Genomic DNA, 21178 nt, shown 5'->3' with positions numbered 1-21178 from the left:
CACGGCCCAGCTGTCCGGCACCGGCGTGTCGTCACGGGCCGAACCACACCACGGCCGTCGCGGCGGTGAGGAGCAGGAGCCCGGCGCCGGCAGCGAAGATGGAGGTACGCAGGTCACGGGCACCGCGGCGGGCGGCAAGCCGGTCATCGAGTATGAGGTCCTCGGTGGTGAGGCGGCGGGGGCGGCGCGGAAAACCGTTCGCGGCGCGGGTGCTGAGGAAGATGCCGATCGCGCCGGCCAGAACGGCCGCGAGCATGAGAATGCCGATGACGACCTGCGTTCCTGGCCGGTGTCCGATGATCAGGGTGCGGCCCGACACCAGGGCGGCGGTCAGGATCACGGTGATGAAGCCGGCCAAACCGGTGCGCCACTGCTCGCCCTGCTTGCGCATGTGCTCCAGTTCGGTGCGCCTGAGCTCCTGCAGGCGCTCGGCTCGCCACCGGGTCAGCGGGGTGCCGACAGGACCGGGGCGGACCTTGACCGTCATCGGCCGTCCCACTCGACGATGAGCCGCCATGAGCGGCCGCAGCCCGTTCTGCCTTCCGGCGTTTTCTCGTGCGGGAAGGCGCAGGCGCAGATCACCTCGATGTCGAGCTCTCCGCCCGGATCGGCGGCGCGGACGAACTCCACGGGTTCGAGGTGGACGGTCACCCCTTGGCAGGCGGGGCAGGCCCCGGCGACCTCGCCTCGGTGTCCAACGGCACGCTGAGCACGTACGACCCGCTGTTGGAGGCTCCGCGCGGCCGAGCCCCCGATGGCCGACTACGGCCCGTACTTCACGACGCGGGCGGATCCGTCACCTCCCATGTCGGACAATCTACGGGCATGGATTCGCAAGACGCGCTGTCACCACGGAAGTCCTGACCAGGCCGATCTACGCTTCCCGCATGGCTTTTGTTATCCCAGAGATCAAGGTCGGCCTGGCCGAACTCGGCGGCGAGCCTGACTCCTGGTGCGCAAAATGCGGCAAGCGTGCGAGCCTGTACTACGTCGATCCGGCGACCGGACGATCCACGTACGTCTGCACGGCCGACGCCGGCCCTGAACTGGAGGCGATGCTCCTGCGCTCCGCCGATTAGGCGAATCACCACCGCCGCGCCAAAAAGATCGCGAATGAGGTGTTCCCCGACACCGTAGAACCGCGCCGGCCTCCCGTACCCACCGGTGTTCGACCCCGCAGAACAAGGCGTCCCACGCCGTCCGAGCCTCACTCCGGACCCCATCGTCGACGCGAAGTCGCGTCGACGGCCGGCGGCATAGAACCGCGTGCTGATGCCGAAGCAGCAACTCCCGCTTGACCGGACGAGGGTTCTGCGCTGAGAGCGATTCGCATCCTTGAGCCCCGCAGGGCTGACGTTCACGCTTCCGCCGCGCCCATGATCGTCGAGCCGCGCTTGGGTCGGACTGGTGGGCCACCACGCCGGACGGTCGGACACCGCCGACTTCGATGCGTTCGCCGACCAGAACCCCGCCTTGCTCGACAAGAAACTACTTGCCCGCTTCTACCGATCCTCGACGCCGGCAAGCGGCCCCGCCAGCGGGACACCGGCGGCTCGGCCTTCGACGAGCTTCTACTCCTACCGCCTCGACACGGCCTCCGACGTGCTGAGCCTGCTGCGCACCTACGCCGGCCCCAGGCGTCGATCGGGCTCTGAACTCTCGCTGACGGGCGGCGGCACAGGCATCGAATCATGTGACCCGACATGCCAAGACTGCAGGAAGACAGATGCCGGTCACGGTCTGGACGGTCGTCCCACCGTGGGCGTGACCTGCCTCCGGTCTGCGGTCGCTCATGACTGATGTTCGATGTCAGCGGATCGACGTCGACGGACCGCGACCGAGATCTGGAATGCCCCGGCCATGCTGTGCCGGGGCATCCGGCATGGGGTCGAGCGATCCTCGCGACCGCTTCCTCCCCCTCGAAATCCCCATCCGCGGAGGATCCAGAGGCGACCCGTCTCCCTCCGGTTACGGTCGGCCCTTAACCGCCGCGGGCGCCTCTGTCACCGTTGCCCCCCGGGCCGAACCGCATCGTGGGACGCGGGTCCCGAGGGCGGGCACGTGGGACGTGGTGGCGACGTGCCGGGCCTGCTCCCGTACCGGTCTGGGGACGCCGTCCAGCAACGGCTCGATCGCGCGTCGGTAGGCGACGCAGGGCGCGCCATCGTCGCGAGACATCGGATATGAAGTGGCCTTTTGGCCGGGATGACCAGGCGATACCGCGTCAGCACCCCCAGAGACATCGGATGTTAACCCTTGCTAGTCGGGCATTTCACTGATATTTCCTTGGATCACTTTCCTGTGATCGGAGGAATCCGTGCCTCACCCCCCACGACGACGGTTCGGCCCGGCCTTAGTGTCCGCGTTGATGCTGGCCGGTGCTCTGTCCGCACCCACAGCGGCCGGTGCCGCAGCGGCCCAGACACCCGATGACTTGACCCTCTGGTACGACAAGCCCGCCACCGACTGGGAGACTCAGGCGCTCCCCATCGGCAACGGGCCCCTGGGCGCCAAGGTGTTCGGCGGCGTCGCGACCGAGCAACTCCAGTTCAACGAGAAAAGCCTGTGGACCGGCGGCCCCGGCGTCTCCGGCTACGACTTCGGCAACTGGAGAACGCCGCGGCCGGGCGCCATCGCCGAGGTCCAGCAGCAGATCGACCGCGACGGCAAGATGGCGCCCGACGCCGTGGCTGCCAAGCTGGGCCAGCCCAAAACCGGCTTCGGCGCGTACCAGACGTTCGGCGACCTGTTCCTCGACTTCGCCGGCGCCCCTGCGAACCCCGCCGAGTACCGCCGCGAGCTGAGCCTGCGCGAGGCCGTGGCCCGCGTCGGATACACCGCCGGCGGCGTGCGCCACGAGCGCGAGTACTTCGCCAGCAACCCCGGCAACGTCATCGTCGGCCGGATCTCGGCCGACGAAGGCGGCAAGGTGTCCTTCACCTTGCGGCACACCTCGCCGCGCAACGACAAGACTGTCGCGGCCTCCGGCGGCAGGCTCACCATCCGGGGCCGGCTCGCCGACAACAAGATGACGTTCGAGGCCCAGATCCAGGTGATCGCGCAGGGCGGCACCCGTACCGACGCCGGGGACAAGATCACCGTCGCCGGTGCCGACAGCGCCGTCTTCGTGCTGTCGGCCGGAACCGACTACGCCGACACCTACCCGGCCTACCGGGGCGATGACCCGCACACCAAGGTCACCGCCGCGGTGGACGCCGCCGCCGCCAAGAGCTACGACCAGCTCAAGGCTGCGCACATCGCCGACTACCGCAAGCTGTTCGACCGGGTGAAACTGGACCTCGGCGGCTCGACCCCCGCGATCCCCACCGACCGGCTGCGCAGGAACTACACCGGCGGCGCCTCGGCCGACGACCGGGCGTTGGAGACCCTGTTCTTCGCCTACGGCCGCTACCTGCTGATCTCCTCCTCCCGGGAGAACGACGTGCTCCCGGCCAACCTGCAGGGCGTGTGGAACAACTCCACCAGCCCGCCCTGGTCGGCCGACTACCACGTCAACATCAACCTCCAGATGAACTACTGGCTCGCTGAGCAGACGAACCTCCACGAGACGACCAAGCCGTACGACCGTTACATCTCGGCCATGGTGGCGCCCGGCCGGGTGACGGCGCGGGACATGTACGGCGCGCGCGGCTGGGTGGTCAACAACGAGACCAACCCGTTCGGTTTCACCGGCGTGCACACCTACGCCAGTTCCTTCTGGTTCCCCGAGGCCGCGGCCTGGACCACCCAGCACCTGTACGACAGCTACCGATTCACCGGCGACACGGCGTACCTGCGCGACACCGCCTACCCCGTGATCAAGGGGGCCGCCGAGTTCTGGCTCGACTTCCTGCACACCGACCCCCGTGACGGCAAGCTCGTGGTCTCCCCTAGTTACTCGCCCGAGCACGGTGACTTCTCGGCCGGCGCGTCGATGTCGCAGCAGATCGTCCGAGAAGTGTTCACCAACGCCCTCGCCGCGGCCAGGAAGCTGGGCGTGGACAAGGACTTCCAGGCGGAGGTGAGCGGCGCGCTGGCCAAGCTGGACCCCGGACTGCGCGTCGGCTCCTGGGGACAGCTTCAGGAGTGGAAGACCGACTGGGACTCCGCGACCGACACCCACCGGCACGTCTCTCACCTGTACGCCCTGCACCCCGGCAACCAGATCACCACCGGCAGCCCCGAGGCCGAGGCGGCGAAGGTCTCGCTGACCGCGCGCGGCGACGGCGGGACCGGCTGGTCCAAGGCATGGAAGATCAACTTCTGGGCTCGGCTGCTGGACGGCGACCACGCCCACAAGATGCTCAGCGAGCAGTTGAAGGCGTCCACGCTGGACAACCTGTGGGACACCCACCCGCCGTTCCAGATCGACGGCAACTTCGGCGCCACCTCCGGCATGGCTGAGATGCTGGTGCAGAGCCAGTACGACGTGGTGCACGTGCTGCCCGCCCTGCCCTCGGCCTGGAAGAACGGTTCAGTGAGCGGCCTGCGCGCCCGCGGCGACGTCACCGTGGACGCCGCCTGGAAGGACGGCGCGCCCGACACCGTCACCCTGCACCCGGGCAGCTCCGGCCCGATCAAGGTCAAGTCGCCGTTCATCGCCGGGCGCTACCGCGTCTACGACGAGCGGGGCCACGAGATCGGCGCCCACCGCGACGGCGACACCCTGAGCTGGAACGCCGGCGCGGGCAGGACGTACACGATCCAGAACGAGGCCGCCGTCGTCCTGCGCGCGCCCGGCACCGCCACGCCGGGCACGCCGTTCGAGGCCAAGGTCACGGTGACCGCGACCCGCCATCGTGCGGTGCCGGCCGCCGACGTGGCGCTCACCGTCCCGCGGGGCTGGACCGTCGTACCGGCCACCCGCCACCTGCCCGGCACGGCGCCGGGGAAGACCCGCACCGCGACCTTCACCCTCACCCCGGGACCGGCCGACGGCGCCCGGCAGGCCGCGCTGGCCGCCACCGTCACCGGCGACTCCTGGTCGGGCGCGGCCAGCGCCGTGCTCGCCCTGGACCCCTGTGCCCCGGCCCCTGCCGGCTCGGTCCTGGTCGCCTGGGATCCGAAGGAGGGCGGCACGGTCACCGACTCCTCCGGCAACGGCCGCGACGCCGCCGTCACCGGCGGCGCCCCCGCCTACGACTCGACAGCGCCCAGCGGCAGCGGCCTGGTGCTGGACGGCAACACGTACCTGACGACCGGCGCGACCTCGCTCGGGCTGGTCCGGGAGGCGACGTTCGCGGCGGAGGTCAAGATCGGCGGCAGCGGCTACCGCCGACTGTTCGACTCCCAGCCATCCGGCGACCCCGGCACCGACGGCGTCCTCATCGATGTCACCCCAGGCAACACGCTGCGCTTCATCGGCGCGGGCGCGAACGTCGGCCTGAACACGACCCTGCCCACCGGCCGCTGGATCGACCTGGTGGTCACCCTGGAGTCCACCGGCGCGATCACCGTGTACGTGGACGGCGAGCGCAAGGCGACCGGCCAGGCCACCTCCGACGGCATCACCGGCTGCACCGCCCGCCCGCTCCGCTTCGGCGCCGACCAGGGCGGCGGGCAGCGGCTGACCGGCGGCGTCGACCGGGCCGCCGTACTCGCCCGCGCGCTGACCCCCGAGGAGGTGAAGGCCTGGCGGGACCTGACCGCCGCGTAGGTTCGCGCCATCGGAGGCGCTGCCAAGGGGCAGCGCCTCCGATGCTGTACCTGCCGACCTCGCCACCGCCTGCGCCGATCGCACCGCGAGCGTGGGGGACGCCGCCACCGGGAGCAAATCGCTGCCCCTATGGCACACCCTATGCAGCCTCGCACTCGTCGATGAGGCCGCCGGAGATGGCCTGTTCCCACTGGCAAGATGCATTCAGGAGCTCGCGCCGAAGCGTTCCCACCAGGCGTTCGCGGATCGTGTTCGCCCTGGGCCACGCAGCGTGGGTGAGGATGACCCGCACGTCCTCGGCGTGGAAAACGGCATCGAACGCCGGCGGCGCCGGCGGGGACAGCGAGCCTGCGTCCGGTGCCGGTGGGTGAAGATTTCAGACGTCGTTTCCGGGACGGCGGCGGGTGCGCCGTACCAGCCAGATCGCCGTGGATCCCGGCCTGAGAAAACGCGCCGGATGGGCTGTCCGCCTGGAAAAGCAGGAACGCCTCCCCCTGCCACTTCCAAGCTATAGCGCGCCCTGGGACTTGCGGCAAGACCCGGGTCATGCCGCAGACTGCCGGACCGGAAGTCGTACAACGCAGGGGGCGCTACATGTTCGACGTGATCATCGCCGGTGGCGGGCCCACCGGCCTGATGCTGGCGGCCGAGCTGCGGCTGCACGGCGCGCAGGTGCTCGTGCTGGAGAAGGACGCCGAGCCGGCCCCGTACGCCAAGGCTCAGGGCCTGCATGTGCGCAGCATCGAGGTGATGGACCAGCGCGGCCTGCTGGAGCGCTTCCTCGCGCACGGCCGGCGGCACCCGCTGCGTGCTTCCCTCGCCGGGGCCGACCGGCCCGCGCCCGCCGGGCTCGACACCGCGCACGGCTACCTCCTCGCCATCCCGCAGACCGTCACCGAACGCCTGCTGGCCGAGCACGCCGCCGGGCTGGGCGCGGAGATCAGGCGGGGCGCCGAGCTGACCGGCCTCAGCCAGGACGAGCACGGCGTGACCGCCGAACTGAGCGACGGCACGCGGCTGCGTTCCCGCTACCTCGCGGGCTGCGACGGCGGGCGCAGCACGGTGCGTAAGCTGCTCGGCGTCGGCTTTCCCGGCGAGCCGAGCAGAGTGGACACCCTGCTCGGTGAGATGGAGGCGGACGAGGATCCCGAGGCGATCGCCGCCGCCGTCGCGCGGATCCGCGAGACCCAGCCGCGCTTCGGCCTGCTGCCGCTGGGCGACGGGATGTACCGGGTGATCGTGCCCGCCGCGGGCGTGGCCGAGGACCGTGCCGTCCCGCCGACGCTGGAGGAGTTCCGGCAGGGGCTCAAGGCGGTCGCGGGCACGGACTTCGGCGTGCGAGCGCCGCGCTGGCTGTCCCGGTTCGGCGACGCCACACGCCTGGCCGAACGCTACCGCGATGGCCGGGTGCTCCTGGCGGGCGACGCGGCCCACATCCATCCGCCGGCCGGCGGGCAAGGGCTCAACCTCGGCATTCAGGACGCGTTCAACCTCGGGTGGAAACTGGCCGCCGAGGTCGCGGGCTGGGCGCCCGGCGGGCTGCTGGGCACCTACGAAGCCGAACGCCGCCCGGTGGCCGCCGCCGTGCTGGACGACACGCGGGTGCGCATGCACCTGATGTCCGCCGAGCCGGGACCCCGGTCGGTGGGGCGGTTGCTGGCACGGCTGATGGAGTTCGACGAGGTGACCACGTACCTCATCGAGCAGGTCACCGCCATCGGTGTCCGCTACGACCTCGGCGGTGACTCCGAGCTGGTGGGACGGCGGCTGAGGGACGTCCGAATGAAGCGCGGCCGCCTCTACGAGCTGACGCGCTCCGGCCGTGGCCTCCTGCTCGACCGGACCGGCCGGCTCTCGGCCGAGGGCTGGGCGGATCGCGTGGACCACGTCGTCGATCCCGGCACCGAGCTGGACGTCCCCGCCGTACTGCTCCGCCCCGACGGCCACGTGGCGTGGGCCGGCGAGGACCAGGGGGAGCTGGCCGGCGTGCTGCCGCGCTGGTTCGGCGCTCCCTCCAGGTGACCGGGATCAGCGCCAGGCGCTGTCATGGACGGCGCGATCCTGGTCATCAGCGACGCTTGGGACACAGTGGTCATGGGCGGCTGATCTCCAGGTCGGCGAGCCTGTCGCCACGGCCAACGACACAGGCCCCCGGTAGACATCGCCGCAGGTCAGCTCATTGCTTCTCTCGAGGGCTCCACCCCCGTCCGGAGCTGGATAGGCTCCAAGCCATGGCCTCGATTGATGTGACTCGGTGAGCACCACCCGTCTGCTGGTCATTGGAGCCGATGCAGCAGGGATGAGTGCGGCGCACCAGGCGATCCGGAAGTCCGGGACCAAGCTGGCTGTGACCGCGCTGGAGGCAACCGGCGATACGTCGTACTCCGCCTGTGGCATCCCCTACTGGATCGCCGGAGACGTGTCCAGCGGCGACGCCCTGGTGGCCCGCACCGCCGAGGAGCACCGGGCAGCCGGGATCGACCTGCGGCTCGGCGCCACCGCGACCGGGATCGACCGGCAGGCCCGCACCGTCACCTACCAGGATGCCGACGGTGAGCAGGTGTTGGGCTACGACGAGCTGGTGATAGCGACCGGTGCGTCGGCCGTGGTGCCCGACTGGGCCGTCAACCCCGGCACAGGGCAACGGTATGCCGGCGTCGCGCCGGTCAAGACGCTCACCGACGGCGCTGTCTGGCTGGACCTGCTCGTGAGACCGCCCAAGGGCAGTGGCCGGGTGGTGGTCGCCGGCGGCGGCTACATCGGTGTCGAGATGGCCGAGGCCGCCAGGAGGCGTGGCTACGAGGTCACCGTGATCACCCGGACTCGGGTGATGAGTTCCTTGGACCCGGACCTGTCCGCTCGGGTCGAGAAGGGGATGCACGAGGCGGGAGTCCGGGTCGTGGTCGGCTCACCGGTCGTGCGGCTGGACGTGGCGGACGGACGAGTGCGTGGCGTGTACACCGCGGAAGGCGAGCGCTATCCGGCGGACCTGGTCGTGCTGGCGCTGGGGGTCACACCGAACACCGGTTATCTTGACCTCGGCAAGTTGCCGAGCGGCCCGAATGGCGGTTTGCGCCCCGAGCCGGACGGGAGCCTGGCCGACGGGATCTGGGCCGCCGGTGATTGCTGCGAGACCCGGCATCGGCTCACCGGCACGTGGACCTACATGCCGCTCGGCACCCATGCCAACAAACAGGGCCGGATCGTCGGCACGAACCTCGTCACACCAGGCGCGCTGCGGTTCGGCGGCGTGCTGGGCACTGCGATCTCCCGATTCGCTGAGGGCCCGACCTACTTGGAGATCGCCCGCACCGGCCTGAATGAGCGTGAGGCAGCCGCCGCGGGCATCGAGGTGACGTCCCTGGTCACCGAAGGCAGCACGGCCAGCGGCTACATGAGCGAAGCCGACCCGGTCGCGGTGAAGTTGCTGGCAGCGCCGTCGGATCATCGGCTGATGGGCGCGCAGATCGTCGGCGGGCGTGGCGCCGGCAAACGTATCGACACCATTGCCACCGCGTTGTGGCACGGCGCGACCGTTGACGACTTAGCCTGGTCTGACTTGTCCTACGCGCCGCCGTTCGCCACCGCGTGGGACATCGTACAGGTCGCGGCCCGGCGGCTGGCCGACCACCTGTAAGCCGCAACGGCTGTATGTGCTGGTCTTCACCGAGCACGGCACCCGGCGACGGCACCTGGCCGGAGTGACCCGTACCCGACCGGAACATGGACGGTGCAACAGGCCCGCAACCATCACGGGCTTCCGCCGGAAACCGGTCGTCACAGGCACGATCAACGAATACCACCACGCCGCTTTACCGCAGCTCAGACCACATAACCCAAGATTCGAGCGGCACACCGCTTGAGTGTGTCCCCAGGGCACGGTGTTCCCTGGTCGGTGGAACAACCATCTCGGCCCAGGAGGACCGCCCGATGTCCGTGCCAGAACCCGGACAGACCCCGGCCACGGCAGCGCGCCCGAGCTCACCGCAGCAGGCCGACGACCCGGCACCCGGACGTCGCGAGCCTGGTGCCGACGGCTCCCGGCCGTTCGGTGCCCACGTCCGCATGAGCTGGTGGAGCCCGCTGGTCGTCCTCGTCGTGCCGCCGGTCGTGATGGTGCTGCTGCAGATCCTGCTGTACCAGGTCGTGGGCGTCATCGAGGGCAGCGACGACCCGATGTCGGCCACCTTCACCCCGCTGAAGCTTCTGGCCGTCAACCTGAGCATCGCCATCGCGGGCGTGGTGGCGATCCTGCTGCTGGCACGGCTGGCGAAGGTGCCGTGGCGCAGCCTGATCAGCTCGCCACGGGCGTTCGACGCCCGGCGCCTGGCGCAGTACCTGCTCGGCGCGGCCCTGCTGGTGGGCGCCGGCATCGGTGTGGTGGCGCTGGTCGCCCCCGAGTCGCCGGGCTGGGTCGCGTTCGGTGTCTCCGGGACGACGATCCTCATGCTGGTGATCACCGTGCTGAGCACCCCGCTCCAGTCCGTCGGCGAGGAGCTGATGTTCCGCAGCGCCGTGCTGCCCGCCGCCGCGTCCTGGGTGCGCGCGGTTCGCCCGGCCCTCGCCGTCGGTCTGGTGGTCTCCAGCCTGGCCTTCGCGGTCGTTCACGGCTCCAGCGACCCCTGGCTGTTCGGCTACTACACCTTCATCGGCGTCGCCACGGGACTGATGGCGATCATCAGCCGCGGCATCGAGGCGCCGGCTGCGTTCCACATCGCCAACAACGTCCTGTTCTCGAGCGTCAACACCCTGATGGCGGACGGCGAGGCGTACACCATCGACCGGTCCACCGACACCGGTGACGCGGCCCTCCTGATCCTCGCCGCCGTCAACATCGCCATGGTCGTCCTCGTCTGGGTGCGCGAGCGACGTACGCGGATCACGACCTGGAACCAGCACCGGACGACGAGGTGATGACCCCATGACCTGGAGCACCCGCGAGATCGCCCACCTGGCGGGCATCACGGTGAAGACGGTGCGCTACTACCACCAGGTCGGGCTGCTCGACGAGCCCGACCGCGAGCCCAACGGCTACAAGCGCTACGAGGTGCACCACCTGACGCGGCTCCTGCAGATCAAGCGCCTGACCGGGCTCGGCGTGCCGCTCGCGCAGGTGGCCGAGATGGGCACGAGCGGCGAAGGGCAGGCCTCCATCTTCCGGACCGTCGACGCCGAGCTCGAGGCGACGGTCCGGCGGCTGGAGAGCATCCGGCGAGAGCTGGCCGTCCTGGCGCAGCCGGGTGCGTCACCGGAGGTGCCGACCAGCTTCAGCGGCCTCGTCCATGACCTGCGCGACAACGACCGCGCCCTGCTGACGATCTACGCCCAGCTTTTCTCGGACGAGTCGATGGAGGTGCTGCGCCGGACGCTCGCGGCACACCCGAACGACGATCTCGACGAGGCGTTCCGCGACCTGCCCGAAGACGCCGACGACACCACCCGGCAGACCCTCGCCGAGCAGCTCGCGCCCTTCATCGTCCCGGGCGCCACCGCACACGGCGTGACGCTGGAGCCGCGGGCCACCACGCCAGGCCAGGCCGAGGCGGCGCGGCGCGCCGTCGGCCACGCTCTCAGGGCGCTCTACAACCCCGCGCAGGTCGACGTGCTCCGTCGAGCGCACCTGCTCCACGAGGCCGCCGACGACGGTGCCGACACCGGTGACGACGTCCCGTGAGACCCCTCGGAACTCGGCGATCCCCCACAACCGCCCCCAGATCCAAGGGTTGATCGGCGCGGACCGGCCCGATCAGGGCGATGCTCCGGCGCTGGGCGGTGTGGTGGATGATGTCCGGAGTGACATAGCCGGCGTCGACCAGGCGCTCGACCGGAGTCAGACCCCTGGCAGCCAGGCCGGCGTGGATGGCTCCCAGCGCGTCGGGGTCCCGAACCGGTGCAGGCCCGGGTGAGCACATGCACGATCACGTTGGGCCGGTCTTCGTCGCAGGTTTCACTTTGATGGTCGCGGTAGCCGGCCGCACGCGGCAGGCGACTCCATCGGTCTGGAACTAACGGCATAGATCTTTCCCGATACAGAAGATGATCTTTACCGCGATCGCAACACATGTGATGATCGCTCTGTTTTGCTACTTCTGTTCGAAGGGATCGAGTGAACTCATCACGATCAGCGTCCGGGTTACCCATCCGGACGCGCCGCTGTGCTGCCCTGATAGCGGCTGTGACGCTGCCGCTGTCGCTGCTCAGCGCACCCGCGATCGCCCAGCCTCCCACACCCCCTCCCGCCACCACGCCCACCCCCGCGACGCCGCCGAACGCCTCCGCCGCGCCGGCCGCCGCCGCCAAGGCGCTGGCGCAGGCCAAGAAGGACAAACGGCGCGTCGAGATCGAATCGATGCGCTCGGAGAGCGCCACCTTCTACGCCAACCCGGACGGCAAGACGGTCCGGATGGAGCTCAGCACCCGCCCGATCCGGATCAAGAACGCCGACGGCAAGGGCTTCACCCCGATCGACACCACCCTCGTCGAGGTGGACGGTGCGATCAGGCCCAAGGCCGCGCACGGCGGCCTGGTGCTGTCCACCGGCCGGGACAAGACCCTGCTCAAGAGCCAGACGGCTGACGCCACCGCGACGATCGGCACGCCGTCGGCGCTGCCCGTACCCACGTTGAAGGGCAGCACCGCCACCTACCCCAGCGCCTACGGCAAGGGCCGCGACCTGGTGGTCACCGCGAACGCGACCGGGTTCCGGCAGCAGATCGTCATCGCCGACCGGCCCACCGGCCCGGTCTCCTTCCGAGTGCCGGTGGACCTCCCCGCGGGCCTGTCGTTCAAGAAGAACGCCGCCGACCGGCCCGCCATCATGGGCAAGGACGGCAAGACGATCACCGAGCTCCGGCCCACCCTGCTGCAGGACGCCACGGCCACCGACAGGCACGCCGCGCTGGATACCGGCAAGGCCGGCAAGGCCACCGTCGCGCTCGCCGAGGACGGCAGGACTCTGGTGTTCACGCCGGACGCCGCGTTCCTGGCCGACCCGGCCACGACGTATCCGGTGACCGTGACCGCCGCGGCCTCGGACTGGTGGGAGGGACACACCGGCCAGTGGTGGCGTGACGGCGGCGCCATGGACACCTGGATCAACGACTACGACTACCAGGACAGCTGGGACACCTTCACCCAGACCCAGATCGTGGTCGGCAAGTTCTACGCCAGCAGCATCGCCAAGCGCTGGCGCGGCTACCTCAAGTTCCCCGACATTCCGGCGGAGTTCGCGGGCAGAAAGGTGGAGAACGCCGACCTGCACCTGTGGAACTATCAGTCCAACGAATGCGGGATATCGGTCGGCTCCGGCATCACGGCGCGGCGGATCACCTCCTCCTGGGACGAACTGACGCTGACCTGGAACAGCCAGCCGTCGGTCACCAGTACGGGCGCGGACACCGAGTTCGGCGCCTACAGCGAGGACTGCGCCGGCTCCATGAACTACGCCTGGAACCTGACCCACTCACTCAATCGCATCGTCCAGGCGTGGGTCGACGGCGAGACCAACTACGGCATCCAGCTCACCGCCGGTAACGAGTCGGACCTGCGGAACTGGCGGCGTTACAACTCCGAGGACGCCGGTGGCTGCACGACCGAGCCGCTGGAGGATTGCAAGTTCGAGCTCCACCCGCCCATCCTCAGTGTCGACTTCGAGTTGCCCCCATCACCTCCGGAGGTGATCGTCTACTCCTACGAGGGGCCCAGAAGGGCGCAGCCCACGTACGAGGAAGCCGTGGCCATGCGGGTCGACACACCGGGAGACATTCCGGACCTCCCGCCGATGACCGCCGCTGATGAGCAGGCTCTCGCAGCTCGCCCCAACCACGTGGCGGAGATCTCGCCCGCCGAGTTGGAGCCCTTCACCGGTGAGTCGGGTGAGGACTCCTGGGACGGCACCACCATCGAGGACGGCAGTCCTGCCGACACGGTCCCTCCCACGGTGACGAGTACGGTTCCCGTCGCCGAAGCGCGGGAAGCCCCGGTGGACACCCCCATACAGGCCACATTCAGCGAGCCGGTGTGGGAGCCTGCGTTCTCGTTGAAGAACATGGACGGGACGGTCATCGACGGGACGGTGTCCGTTGACTCCGCCGACAAGGTGTTCACTTTCACTCCTGCGCAACCGCTCAAGGCCGGCACCACCTACACGGTGGAAGTCTCGGAAGCGGCCGACGCTTCGGCGAACCCCATGACCCCCTTCCAATGGTCCTTCCAGACGCAGGGCGGTGCGCGCTGGTCCTTCGACGAGGGCACGGGGAAGACTGCCGCTGATTCGTTCGGCAGGCATCCGGCCACCCTCAGCGACACCGCGGCCTGGATCGCCGGCAAGAGCGGGAACGCCGTCTCCAACGTGCCGTCGCAGGCGCGGATCATCGCCTCCGAGGCGGCGGCCCGGCAGGGCAAGGCCGTGGTGGTGGCCGACGAGACGACGGCGACCAGCATCACGTACGCCCAGCCGGACGGGAAGACGTTCAAGACCGAGGTCTCGACTGGTCCGGTGCGTGCCAGGCAGGGCGGCGGCTGGGTGCCGATCGACACCACTTTGATGGAGCAGGGCGGCACGCTGAGGTCGAAGGCTCTGGCCGACGGTGCGGTCGTGGAGATCTCGGCCGGTGGCATGGATCCGTTCGTGAAGATGTCCGCCGACGGGAAGTCGTACGCGCTGCGCTGGCCGACGCCGCTGCCCAAGCCCACGGTCAAGGGCAGCGTGGCCACCTACACCGACGCCGCCGGCGTCGGCGCCGATCTGGTGGTGACGGTGTTGCCGGACGGGTTCCGGCACGAGGTGGTGCTGCGCCAGCGGCCGTCGAAACCGCTGAAACTGCGCATCGGCGTCGAGGACGAGGGCCTGACCCTGTCGGAGGGCAAGAACGGCCGGCTGCTGCTGAAGGCCAAGGACAAGAAGCTGGTCGCCGCTGCGGCGCCGGCAACCGTGTGGGACAGCGCCAAGGGCCGGCCGGCCAAACACGGCGCGGCCGCCGCCGACGTGGTCACCAAGAACGGTCGTACGGAGCTGGTGATCGAGCCGGATCAGGCGTTCCTGGCCGACGCCGGCACCGCCTACCCGGTGCGCGTGGCCGCGGCGGTCACCCTGCCGGGAATGACCGATGTGTGGATCTCCAACTACGGAACTCCGGGGTCGAGCACCTACCGCAACACGACGCTGTGGGTGGGCACCTACGACGAAGGCGAACCGGAGCCGTGGGTGGAGCGCGCCTACCTGAAGTTCGACACCGCCGCGCTGACGAACGTCAACGTGTCGGCTGCCACGCTCAGCATGCGCCGCACCGAAGCTTACGGCTGTGGCGACGCCCAATCCGGTATCAAGGCCCAGCGGGTCACCGCCGCCTGGATCGACACCGCGCTGACCTGGGAGAACCAGCCCGGCATCACCACCGCCGGGGAAGCGGTCGCCAATGACAGCGCCACCTGCGGCGCGCCGGGCACGATGAGCTGGAACCTCGCCGCGATGGCCCAGGCGTGGGCGTCCGGCAGCGCCAACCACGGGCTCATGCTGCGCGGCGTGGACGAGACCCTGGACGGCCGGCCGCAGTACGACCGCGCCTTTGAGTCGTTCAACGCCACCAACAAGCCCACGTTGAGCGTCACCTACACGCTCGGCTCCACACCCACCGTCGCCGGGCTGCAGATCAGCCCGGCCACCAGCGCGGGCGGGACGGTGACCGCCACCTCGCTCACCCCGCAGCTGGCGGCCACCGTCGCCGACACCGCGGGCGGCAGCCTCACGGGCGCGTTCGAGGTCGAGCACGACCCGGCCGCCACGGGGCAGGGCAGCGGCCAGATCTGGGCCGGCACCTCACCGGCGGTCAGCTCCGGCGGCCAGGCCACCGTCAGCATCCCGGCCGGGAAGCTGGCCGACGGCTGGAAGATCCGCTGGCGGGCCCGCGCGGCCAACGCCGCCACCTCGTCCACCTCGGCGTGGTCGAACTGGCAGAGCGCCACGGTGGACGTGCCCAACCCCACGGTCGGCGCCTTCCAGGTCACCCCCTCCCAAGTGGTGGACGGGGCCATCGTGGCCACCAGCCTGACCCCGGCCCTGCGCGCCACGGTCACCGACCCGGCCGCGCAGCCGGTGCGGGCCGAGTTCCAACTCGAGCACGACCCGGCCGCTCCCGACGGGCAGGGCAGCGGCCAGATCTGGGCCGGCGCCGTGGACGGCGTCACCTCCGGCACCCAGGCGTCGGCAGCCGTCCCCGAGGGGAAACTGGCCGACGGATGGAAGGTGCGCTGGCGCGTGCGCGCGGTCAACACCGCCACCACCGTCGGCTCGCCGTGGTCGGACTGGCAGGCCCTGACCGTCGACGCGCCCGACCCTGTCTCCGACCCCTCCGTCGGGACGCTGCAAGTCACCCCGTCCGAGCAGGTGGACGGCACCACCATCACCCCCACCCGCACTCCGTCCCTGCTGGCCCAGGTCAACGACCCGGCCCGCCAGGCCCTGCGCGCCGAGGCCGAGATCGAGCACGACCCGGCCGCACCCGACGGTCAGGGCAGCGGCAGGATCTGGACCGGAGCCGTGGAAAACGTGCCGGCCGGCACCCAGGCGAACCTCACCGTCCCGGCCGACACCCTGTCCGACGGCTGGAAGGTACGCTGGCGGGCCCGCGCGGTCTCGGCCACCGCCACCTCCGCCTGGTCGGACTGGCAGTCCTTCACTGTCAGCCTGCCCAAGCCCACCGCCACCGGCCTGACCATCAGCCCGTCCAAGGTGGCGGACGGCGTGACGGTGACCACCACGCTCACCCCGGCCCTGCGGGCCACCCTCACCCACCCCACCGGCCAGGCCCTGCGCGCCGAAGCCGAGATCGAGCACGACCCGGCCGCACCCGACGGTCAGGGCGCCGGCCAGATCTGGGCCGGCGCCGCAGACAACGTCGCCTCCGGCACCCAGGCGACCATCGCCGTCCCTGCGGGCGAATTGGCCGACGGGTGGAAGGTGCGCTGGCGCCTGCGCGCGGTCTCCGGCGACGCCTCCTCGGCCTGGTCGGACTGGCGGCAGGTCACCGTCGACGTCACCCAACCGGGCGAGGAGCCCCTGGCTCAGACGGCCGGACCGGTGATCCGTACCGACCAGAGCTTCACCGCCGCCGCCTGGTTGCGCTGGAGCGACAAGGACGGCGACTACATCATCCTTGAGCAGAAGGGCACCCACCAGGCACCCTTCCGGCTCGGCAACACTCCCGACCACGGGCTGGTGTTCACCTTCACCAGCGCTGACGCCGCCGACGCGACGGTCGAGGGTGTGGTGTCCGATGTCGAACCACCGGTCAATGAGTGGTTCCACCTGGCCGGCGTGTACGACGCCACAGCCAAGACCGCCTCGCTGTACCTCAACGGAAATCTCGTCAAGACCCAGCCGTTGAGCTTCGCGGCATGGCACGCCCCGCAGGCCCTGACGCTGGGCACCAGCATCCAAGGTGATCTGGACGAGGCACGCACGTATCAGCGGGCGCTCAGTGCAAGTGAGGTCGGTGCGCTCGCCGCGGGTCCGGCCGCGCCGACGTCCGCGCCGGCGTCCGCGCCGAGACCCGCGGCGAGCGGACTCGCCGCTTTGGACGAGCCCGATCCGTACGAGGTCGACTATCGGCACTTCACCCTCAACACCTGCCGGGCGAAGGCCCCCAAGGAGGCCATTTGGGGGATCTGGACGGACGCCACCGTTTTCAGCGGCTGCTCCGTTCGGTGGTTCGGGGTCAGTATGTGGTTCGACGACTTCGACCCCGACACCGGCACGAAGAAGAAGGTCAGGCTGAAGCTGCCGGACGGCGAAGAAGGCATGGATCTCATGATGCGTTCGACGACCGTCATGAACACCTATCTGGGCACGCGCGACGGAACCGCAATTCGCAGGCCGGGAAGTGATGGCGTGACCGGTCCGCTGACCCCTCAGGAATTCTCGATGTGGGTCGCGTTCGATCAGGTCGATTACGACGAGGCGACCGGCATCGGTAATTCGCGTCTCGAGCTGTCGGTGACGTCCAAGCCGGACACCGCCGCGTCGACGTGTCAGAAGACGGTGAACGGCGACAGGGAAGCCCGCGTCAAGGAGTGGGACAACACGATGCGGTACTACCGCTTCAAGTCACTGAGCCCTGGCAAGGACATACGCAGGTGCACGGTGTTCCCCTGGGCGAAGATCAAGGACCTCGTCACCGATGTGGGTCCGTCGAGCTTCCCGCTCTGGGACAAACTCAAGGACGACAAGGAGCACGGCGTCTGGACGCCGCCGACCGTTCGCTGCGACGACGAGACGATGGGGCCAGGCTCTCCCGGGAACTGGCCGGAGGAGAAGCGGGTCCGGTATACGGGTGCCTGCATCTTCCCTGATGTGAGCCGCATCTACCGGACGGACGTGGATCACACCAAGCGAGGACCGGTCGCCGCGCACATCTGGGCCGCGTTCAACACCCCCGACGCCACCGATCCCCGGAAGGAGCCGGGGCAGAAAGTGATCCCAGGAAACTGGGACGGGAAGACAGCCCGCGCGCGAGCCGCACTGACCAGGATCAACGAGAACGAGCTACGCCCCGGCGACCCCAAGAACCGCACCTGGAAGCAGGTCCAGGTGTCGGAACGCCGTAAGGCATGTCGGGCCGCGAAGGTGGTGGGAGACTGCGATGAATTCCCCTTCAACTCGGTCAAGGAGGGGCCTGGATGGGGGGATGGCAATTTCTCCGTCCGGGGCGTCCCCGCAAGTAACAACAAGAGTGACGGCTGGTATCTCACCGTCTTCTATGCTCGATACCGAGTTCTTACCCCGGAAGGCACGAAACGGCCTACCGGCGACCGATTCTGGGTGAGCGTCAGGGGCACTCCTTCGCCCTGACCCAGTGACCCACCCGGCCCGAGCGGGCCGGGTGGGTCTTTCATATGACCGATCGATCAGGAGGCTGACTTCATGGCGGAAGACGCTCTGTATCAATTGCTCCGCTCGTACGATCCCAGTGACGTCTCGATGCAGCAGTTCTATGCCGTATGGGTGGAAGCCGTTCCTGTCGAGGAAGCAGTCGCCGCGCTGAACGGCGATCCGGCCGCCGGCACACCTGACAGCTTCGCCGGATGGGGTTCGGGCTCTGACGGGAGCGGTGACGAATCGGCCGGTCTGCTGGTGGGACCGATCGGCGAATGGACGCTGATGATCGGCGATCACCGTTCGACAATGGACGATGCTCTGCTCGCGTTGTCGCGTCGCGGCGGACGGGTTCTGGCCATCGAGTGGGATTGCGACAGCGAGACGTTGCTCAAATATGCGAAGGACGGTGAGCTGATCACCGTCCTCGATGTCCTCGACACCAATGAACGCTCCGGGAGCGATCCTGACGCGCTGGACCCCTACCTGCACGGCCTCCGGTTCAACATCGACGACGACCTGCCCGGCGAACCCCCGATCACCCTCGATGAGAGCTTCACCTCCGCACTGACCGCCATCGGCCGTGTCGTCGGCCGTCAACTCGACCGGGAATGGCTGGAAGCCACTCACGCGACGTATGTCGTGCCGGCCGACGACTTCGAGTGACCACCGCCCCCGCACCCGAGCAATCTTGATCGTACGCATCCAGACCTCGACCGACTGGTCCTGTCCAGGTCGAGCCGTGAGCAGCAGGAGGATTTTCCACAGCGGCCGTCGTGTGCACGGCCGCCGACGGCGTTGAGGAAACCCGCGCCCAGGTCACCCTCACCCACGCCGGGCAGGAGCTAGGTCCCCGGAGTTGCCCGGAGTAACAACGTCCGTCTTCGGGGAAACCGCCGGGACGCTTCGGCGGCGTCAGGCGGCCCCGGCGGTCACGGGGACGCGGGCCAGGAACGGCAGGACCACGGCGGCCATCTCCTCGGGCACCTCCTCGGCCAGGTCGTGGCCGGCGTCGAAGACGTGACCGGTGACGTTGTCGGCCATGAACCGCATCTGCGACTCGTTGCGCTCGCCGATGAAGGCCGAACCGCCGAGCGCCAGCACTGGGATGTTCAGCTTGTGCCGTGAGGACTGCCGGTTCTGCTCGGCGTCGACGAGCATCGCCCGGTAGATCGAGAGCATCGCGCGGATGCCACCGGGCATGGAGTAGCAGCGCACGTACTCCTCGATCGCGTCCGGCGTCGCGCTGTCCGGCCGGCTGCGCTCGAACTTGATCATGTACGTGATCAGCTCCCGCTCGTGCCCGGCGATCAGCATCTCCGGCACGTCCGGCTGGAAGTAGAAGCCCAGATGCCACAGGTGCATGCCGCTGGAGACATTCTCGACGGTGAGCGCGGTGTGGTCCTCGAAGCCGAACCCGGGGAACAGCGCCTCGGCGAACACCAGGGAGGTGACGCGGCCGCGGTGCCGGGCGGCGAGCTGGTAGCCGATCACCGCCCCCCAGTCCTCGCCGATCACCGCGTAGCTCTCGTGGCCCAGAGCGCTCATCAGCTCGGCGATGTCGTCGCTCATCGTCGCGGAGTCGTATCCGCCCGCGGGCCGGGCGGAGTCACCGAGGCCGCGTAGGTCGGGAACGACCACGGTGTAGTGAGGCGTCAGCTTCGGGACGAGGTGACGCCAGTGGTAGCCGGTCTTCGGCACGCCGTGCAGCAGCACCACGGCCGGCCCGGAGCCGGCTGTGCGGTAGTGCAGGCTCGTCCCGTTGACGGCGGCGCGGCCGGTGCGGACGAGGGTTCCATCGTGGTCGGACATCATTGGGCACTCCAAATTATGGATCGCTTGATACAGATTTCGGGCGTAAAAAACTCAGTCGAGGGTGGCCAGTGCCACCTCCACGAGCGACTCGAGGGCACGGGCGTCCGGCGTGACCTTCGCCGAGACCAGCAGGCCGTTGAGGAAGGTGACGAGGAACGCGGCGAGCGTGTGCGGATCGTGCCGCGCCGCGATCTCGCCCCGTTCCGCCGCGACCCGCAGCACCTCGGCGATCGCGTCGCGGCTGGCGTCCTGCATGTCGCGCACGATGCGCCTGGTCGAAGCGTCCTCCGGCAGGCGCTCGCACGCGGCGTTGACCGCCAGGCAGCCCCGACCCTCCTGCTCGACGGCGATGCGGACGCGCTCGGCCAGCATCGTACGGATCGCCGACCGGGCGTCCGCCCCCTCTTGCAGGTCGCGCAGGGCGGCCGCCGCGAGCGTGGTGCGGTAGTGCTCCAGCGCTGCCCGGTAGAGGCCGTTCTTGTCGCCGAACGCCGCGTACAGGGAGCCCTGCCCGATGCCCAGAAGCTGGGTCAGGTCGCGCACGGCGGTCGCCTCGTAGCCGCGCGTCCAGAACAGCTCCATCGCGCGGCTCACCGCCGCCTCCGTGTCGAACTCCCGGGTCCTTGCCATGACCCCTACCGTAGCTTATCTGGATCGCACGTTCAATAATGCCCGCTCCGCATCACTTTCCCGCCATCGCCCCGTGCTGAGACCTCGACGCCTGCCGATGGATCGCGCTCCGGCACGCCCGCGACCGCATCCACCTGGTGGCCACCGGATGCGAGATCATCGATGCCGCCCCCGGGTAGGCCGACCAGGAACCGTAGAACATGGGA

General features: G+C 69.5%; 13 protein-coding genes. 9 read left to right on the top strand and 4 right to left on the bottom strand.

Annotated elements, in window-relative coordinates:
- Window positions 1-31: 31 nt before the first annotated feature.
- Together SMD20_RS40455 and SMD20_RS40450 are read right to left on the bottom strand one after the other, a co-directional pair.
- Complete coding sequence (locus tag SMD20_RS40455) at window positions 32-487, bottom strand: hypothetical protein (RefSeq protein ID WP_329591373.1); 456 nt, start codon at window positions 485-487, stop codon at window positions 32-34.
- Complete coding sequence (locus tag SMD20_RS40450) at window positions 484-630, bottom strand: hypothetical protein (RefSeq protein ID WP_329591372.1); 147 nt, start codon at window positions 628-630, stop codon at window positions 484-486. Before SMD20_RS40450 ends, SMD20_RS40455 begins: the two co-directional genes overlap by 4 nt.
- Window positions 631-887: 257 nt before the next feature.
- Between SMD20_RS40450 and SMD20_RS40445 the strand changes: the two genes are divergently transcribed.
- The 9 genes from SMD20_RS40445 to SMD20_RS40405 all read left to right on the top strand — a co-directional run bounded on the left by SMD20_RS40445 (window position 888) and on the right by SMD20_RS40405 (window position 19193).
- Window positions 888-1079: a hypothetical protein gene (locus tag SMD20_RS40445; RefSeq protein WP_329591370.1), complete on the top strand. Its 192-nt coding sequence runs from the start codon at window positions 888-890 to the stop codon at window positions 1077-1079.
- Window positions 1080-1407: 328 nt separating this feature from the next.
- Window positions 1408-1800, top strand: a complete 393-nt coding sequence (locus SMD20_RS40440; protein ID WP_329591368.1) for a hypothetical protein — start codon at window positions 1408-1410, stop codon at window positions 1798-1800.
- A gap of 634 nt (window positions 1801-2434) precedes the next feature.
- Complete coding sequence (locus SMD20_RS40435) at window positions 2435-5656, top strand: glycosyl hydrolase family 95 catalytic domain-containing protein (RefSeq protein WP_329591366.1); 3222 nt, start codon at window positions 2435-2437, stop codon at window positions 5654-5656.
- A 594-nt stretch (window positions 5657-6250) separates the two neighbouring features.
- Window positions 6251-7678, top strand: a complete 1428-nt coding sequence (gene rox, locus SMD20_RS40430; RefSeq protein ID WP_329591364.1) for a rifampin monooxygenase — start codon at window positions 6251-6253, stop codon at window positions 7676-7678.
- 232 nt (window positions 7679-7910) lie between these two features.
- Window positions 7911-9293, top strand: a complete 1383-nt coding sequence (locus tag SMD20_RS40425) for an FAD-dependent oxidoreductase (protein ID WP_329591363.1) — start codon at window positions 7911-7913, stop codon at window positions 9291-9293.
- 293 nt (window positions 9294-9586) lie between these two features.
- The gene (locus SMD20_RS40420; protein WP_329591359.1) at window positions 9587-10570 is read left to right on the top strand and encodes a CPBP family intramembrane glutamic endopeptidase; all 984 of its coding nucleotides are present in this window, start codon (window positions 9587-9589) and stop codon (window positions 10568-10570) included.
- A 7-nt stretch (window positions 10571-10577) separates the two neighbouring features.
- Window positions 10578-11330, top strand: coding sequence for a MerR family transcriptional regulator (locus tag SMD20_RS40415; RefSeq protein WP_329591357.1), 753 nt, complete (start codon window positions 10578-10580; stop codon window positions 11328-11330).
- 501 nt (window positions 11331-11831) lie between these two features.
- A complete protein-coding gene (locus tag SMD20_RS40410) occupies window positions 11832-18503 on the top strand; it encodes a DNRLRE domain-containing protein (RefSeq protein WP_329591355.1) in 6672 nt (2223 codons plus the stop codon).
- A 72-nt stretch (window positions 18504-18575) separates the two neighbouring features.
- Window positions 18576-19193 (top strand): DUF6461 domain-containing protein, encoded by a 618-nt coding sequence (locus tag SMD20_RS40405; protein ID WP_329591353.1) that lies wholly within the window; start codon window positions 18576-18578, stop codon window positions 19191-19193.
- A gap of 249 nt (window positions 19194-19442) precedes the next feature.
- On the opposite strand, the gene SMD20_RS40400 is transcribed toward SMD20_RS40405, so the two are convergent.
- Window positions 19443-20342, bottom strand: coding sequence for an alpha/beta fold hydrolase (locus tag SMD20_RS40400; protein WP_329591351.1), 900 nt, complete (start codon window positions 20340-20342; stop codon window positions 19443-19445).
- 51 nt (window positions 20343-20393) lie between these two features.
- Entirely contained in the window at window positions 20394-20972 is a 579-nt protein-coding gene (locus SMD20_RS40395) for a TetR/AcrR family transcriptional regulator (RefSeq protein WP_329591349.1), read from the bottom strand.
- Window positions 20973-21178 lie beyond the last annotated feature (206 nt).

The organism is Nonomuraea sp. LP-02, from assembly GCF_036289125.1.
Taxonomy (GTDB): domain Bacteria; phylum Actinomycetota; class Actinomycetes; order Streptosporangiales; family Streptosporangiaceae; genus Nonomuraea; species Nonomuraea bangladeshensis.
Note: the sequence above shows the minus strand (reverse complement) of the source record. Positions and strands in the feature narration are given on the sequence as shown.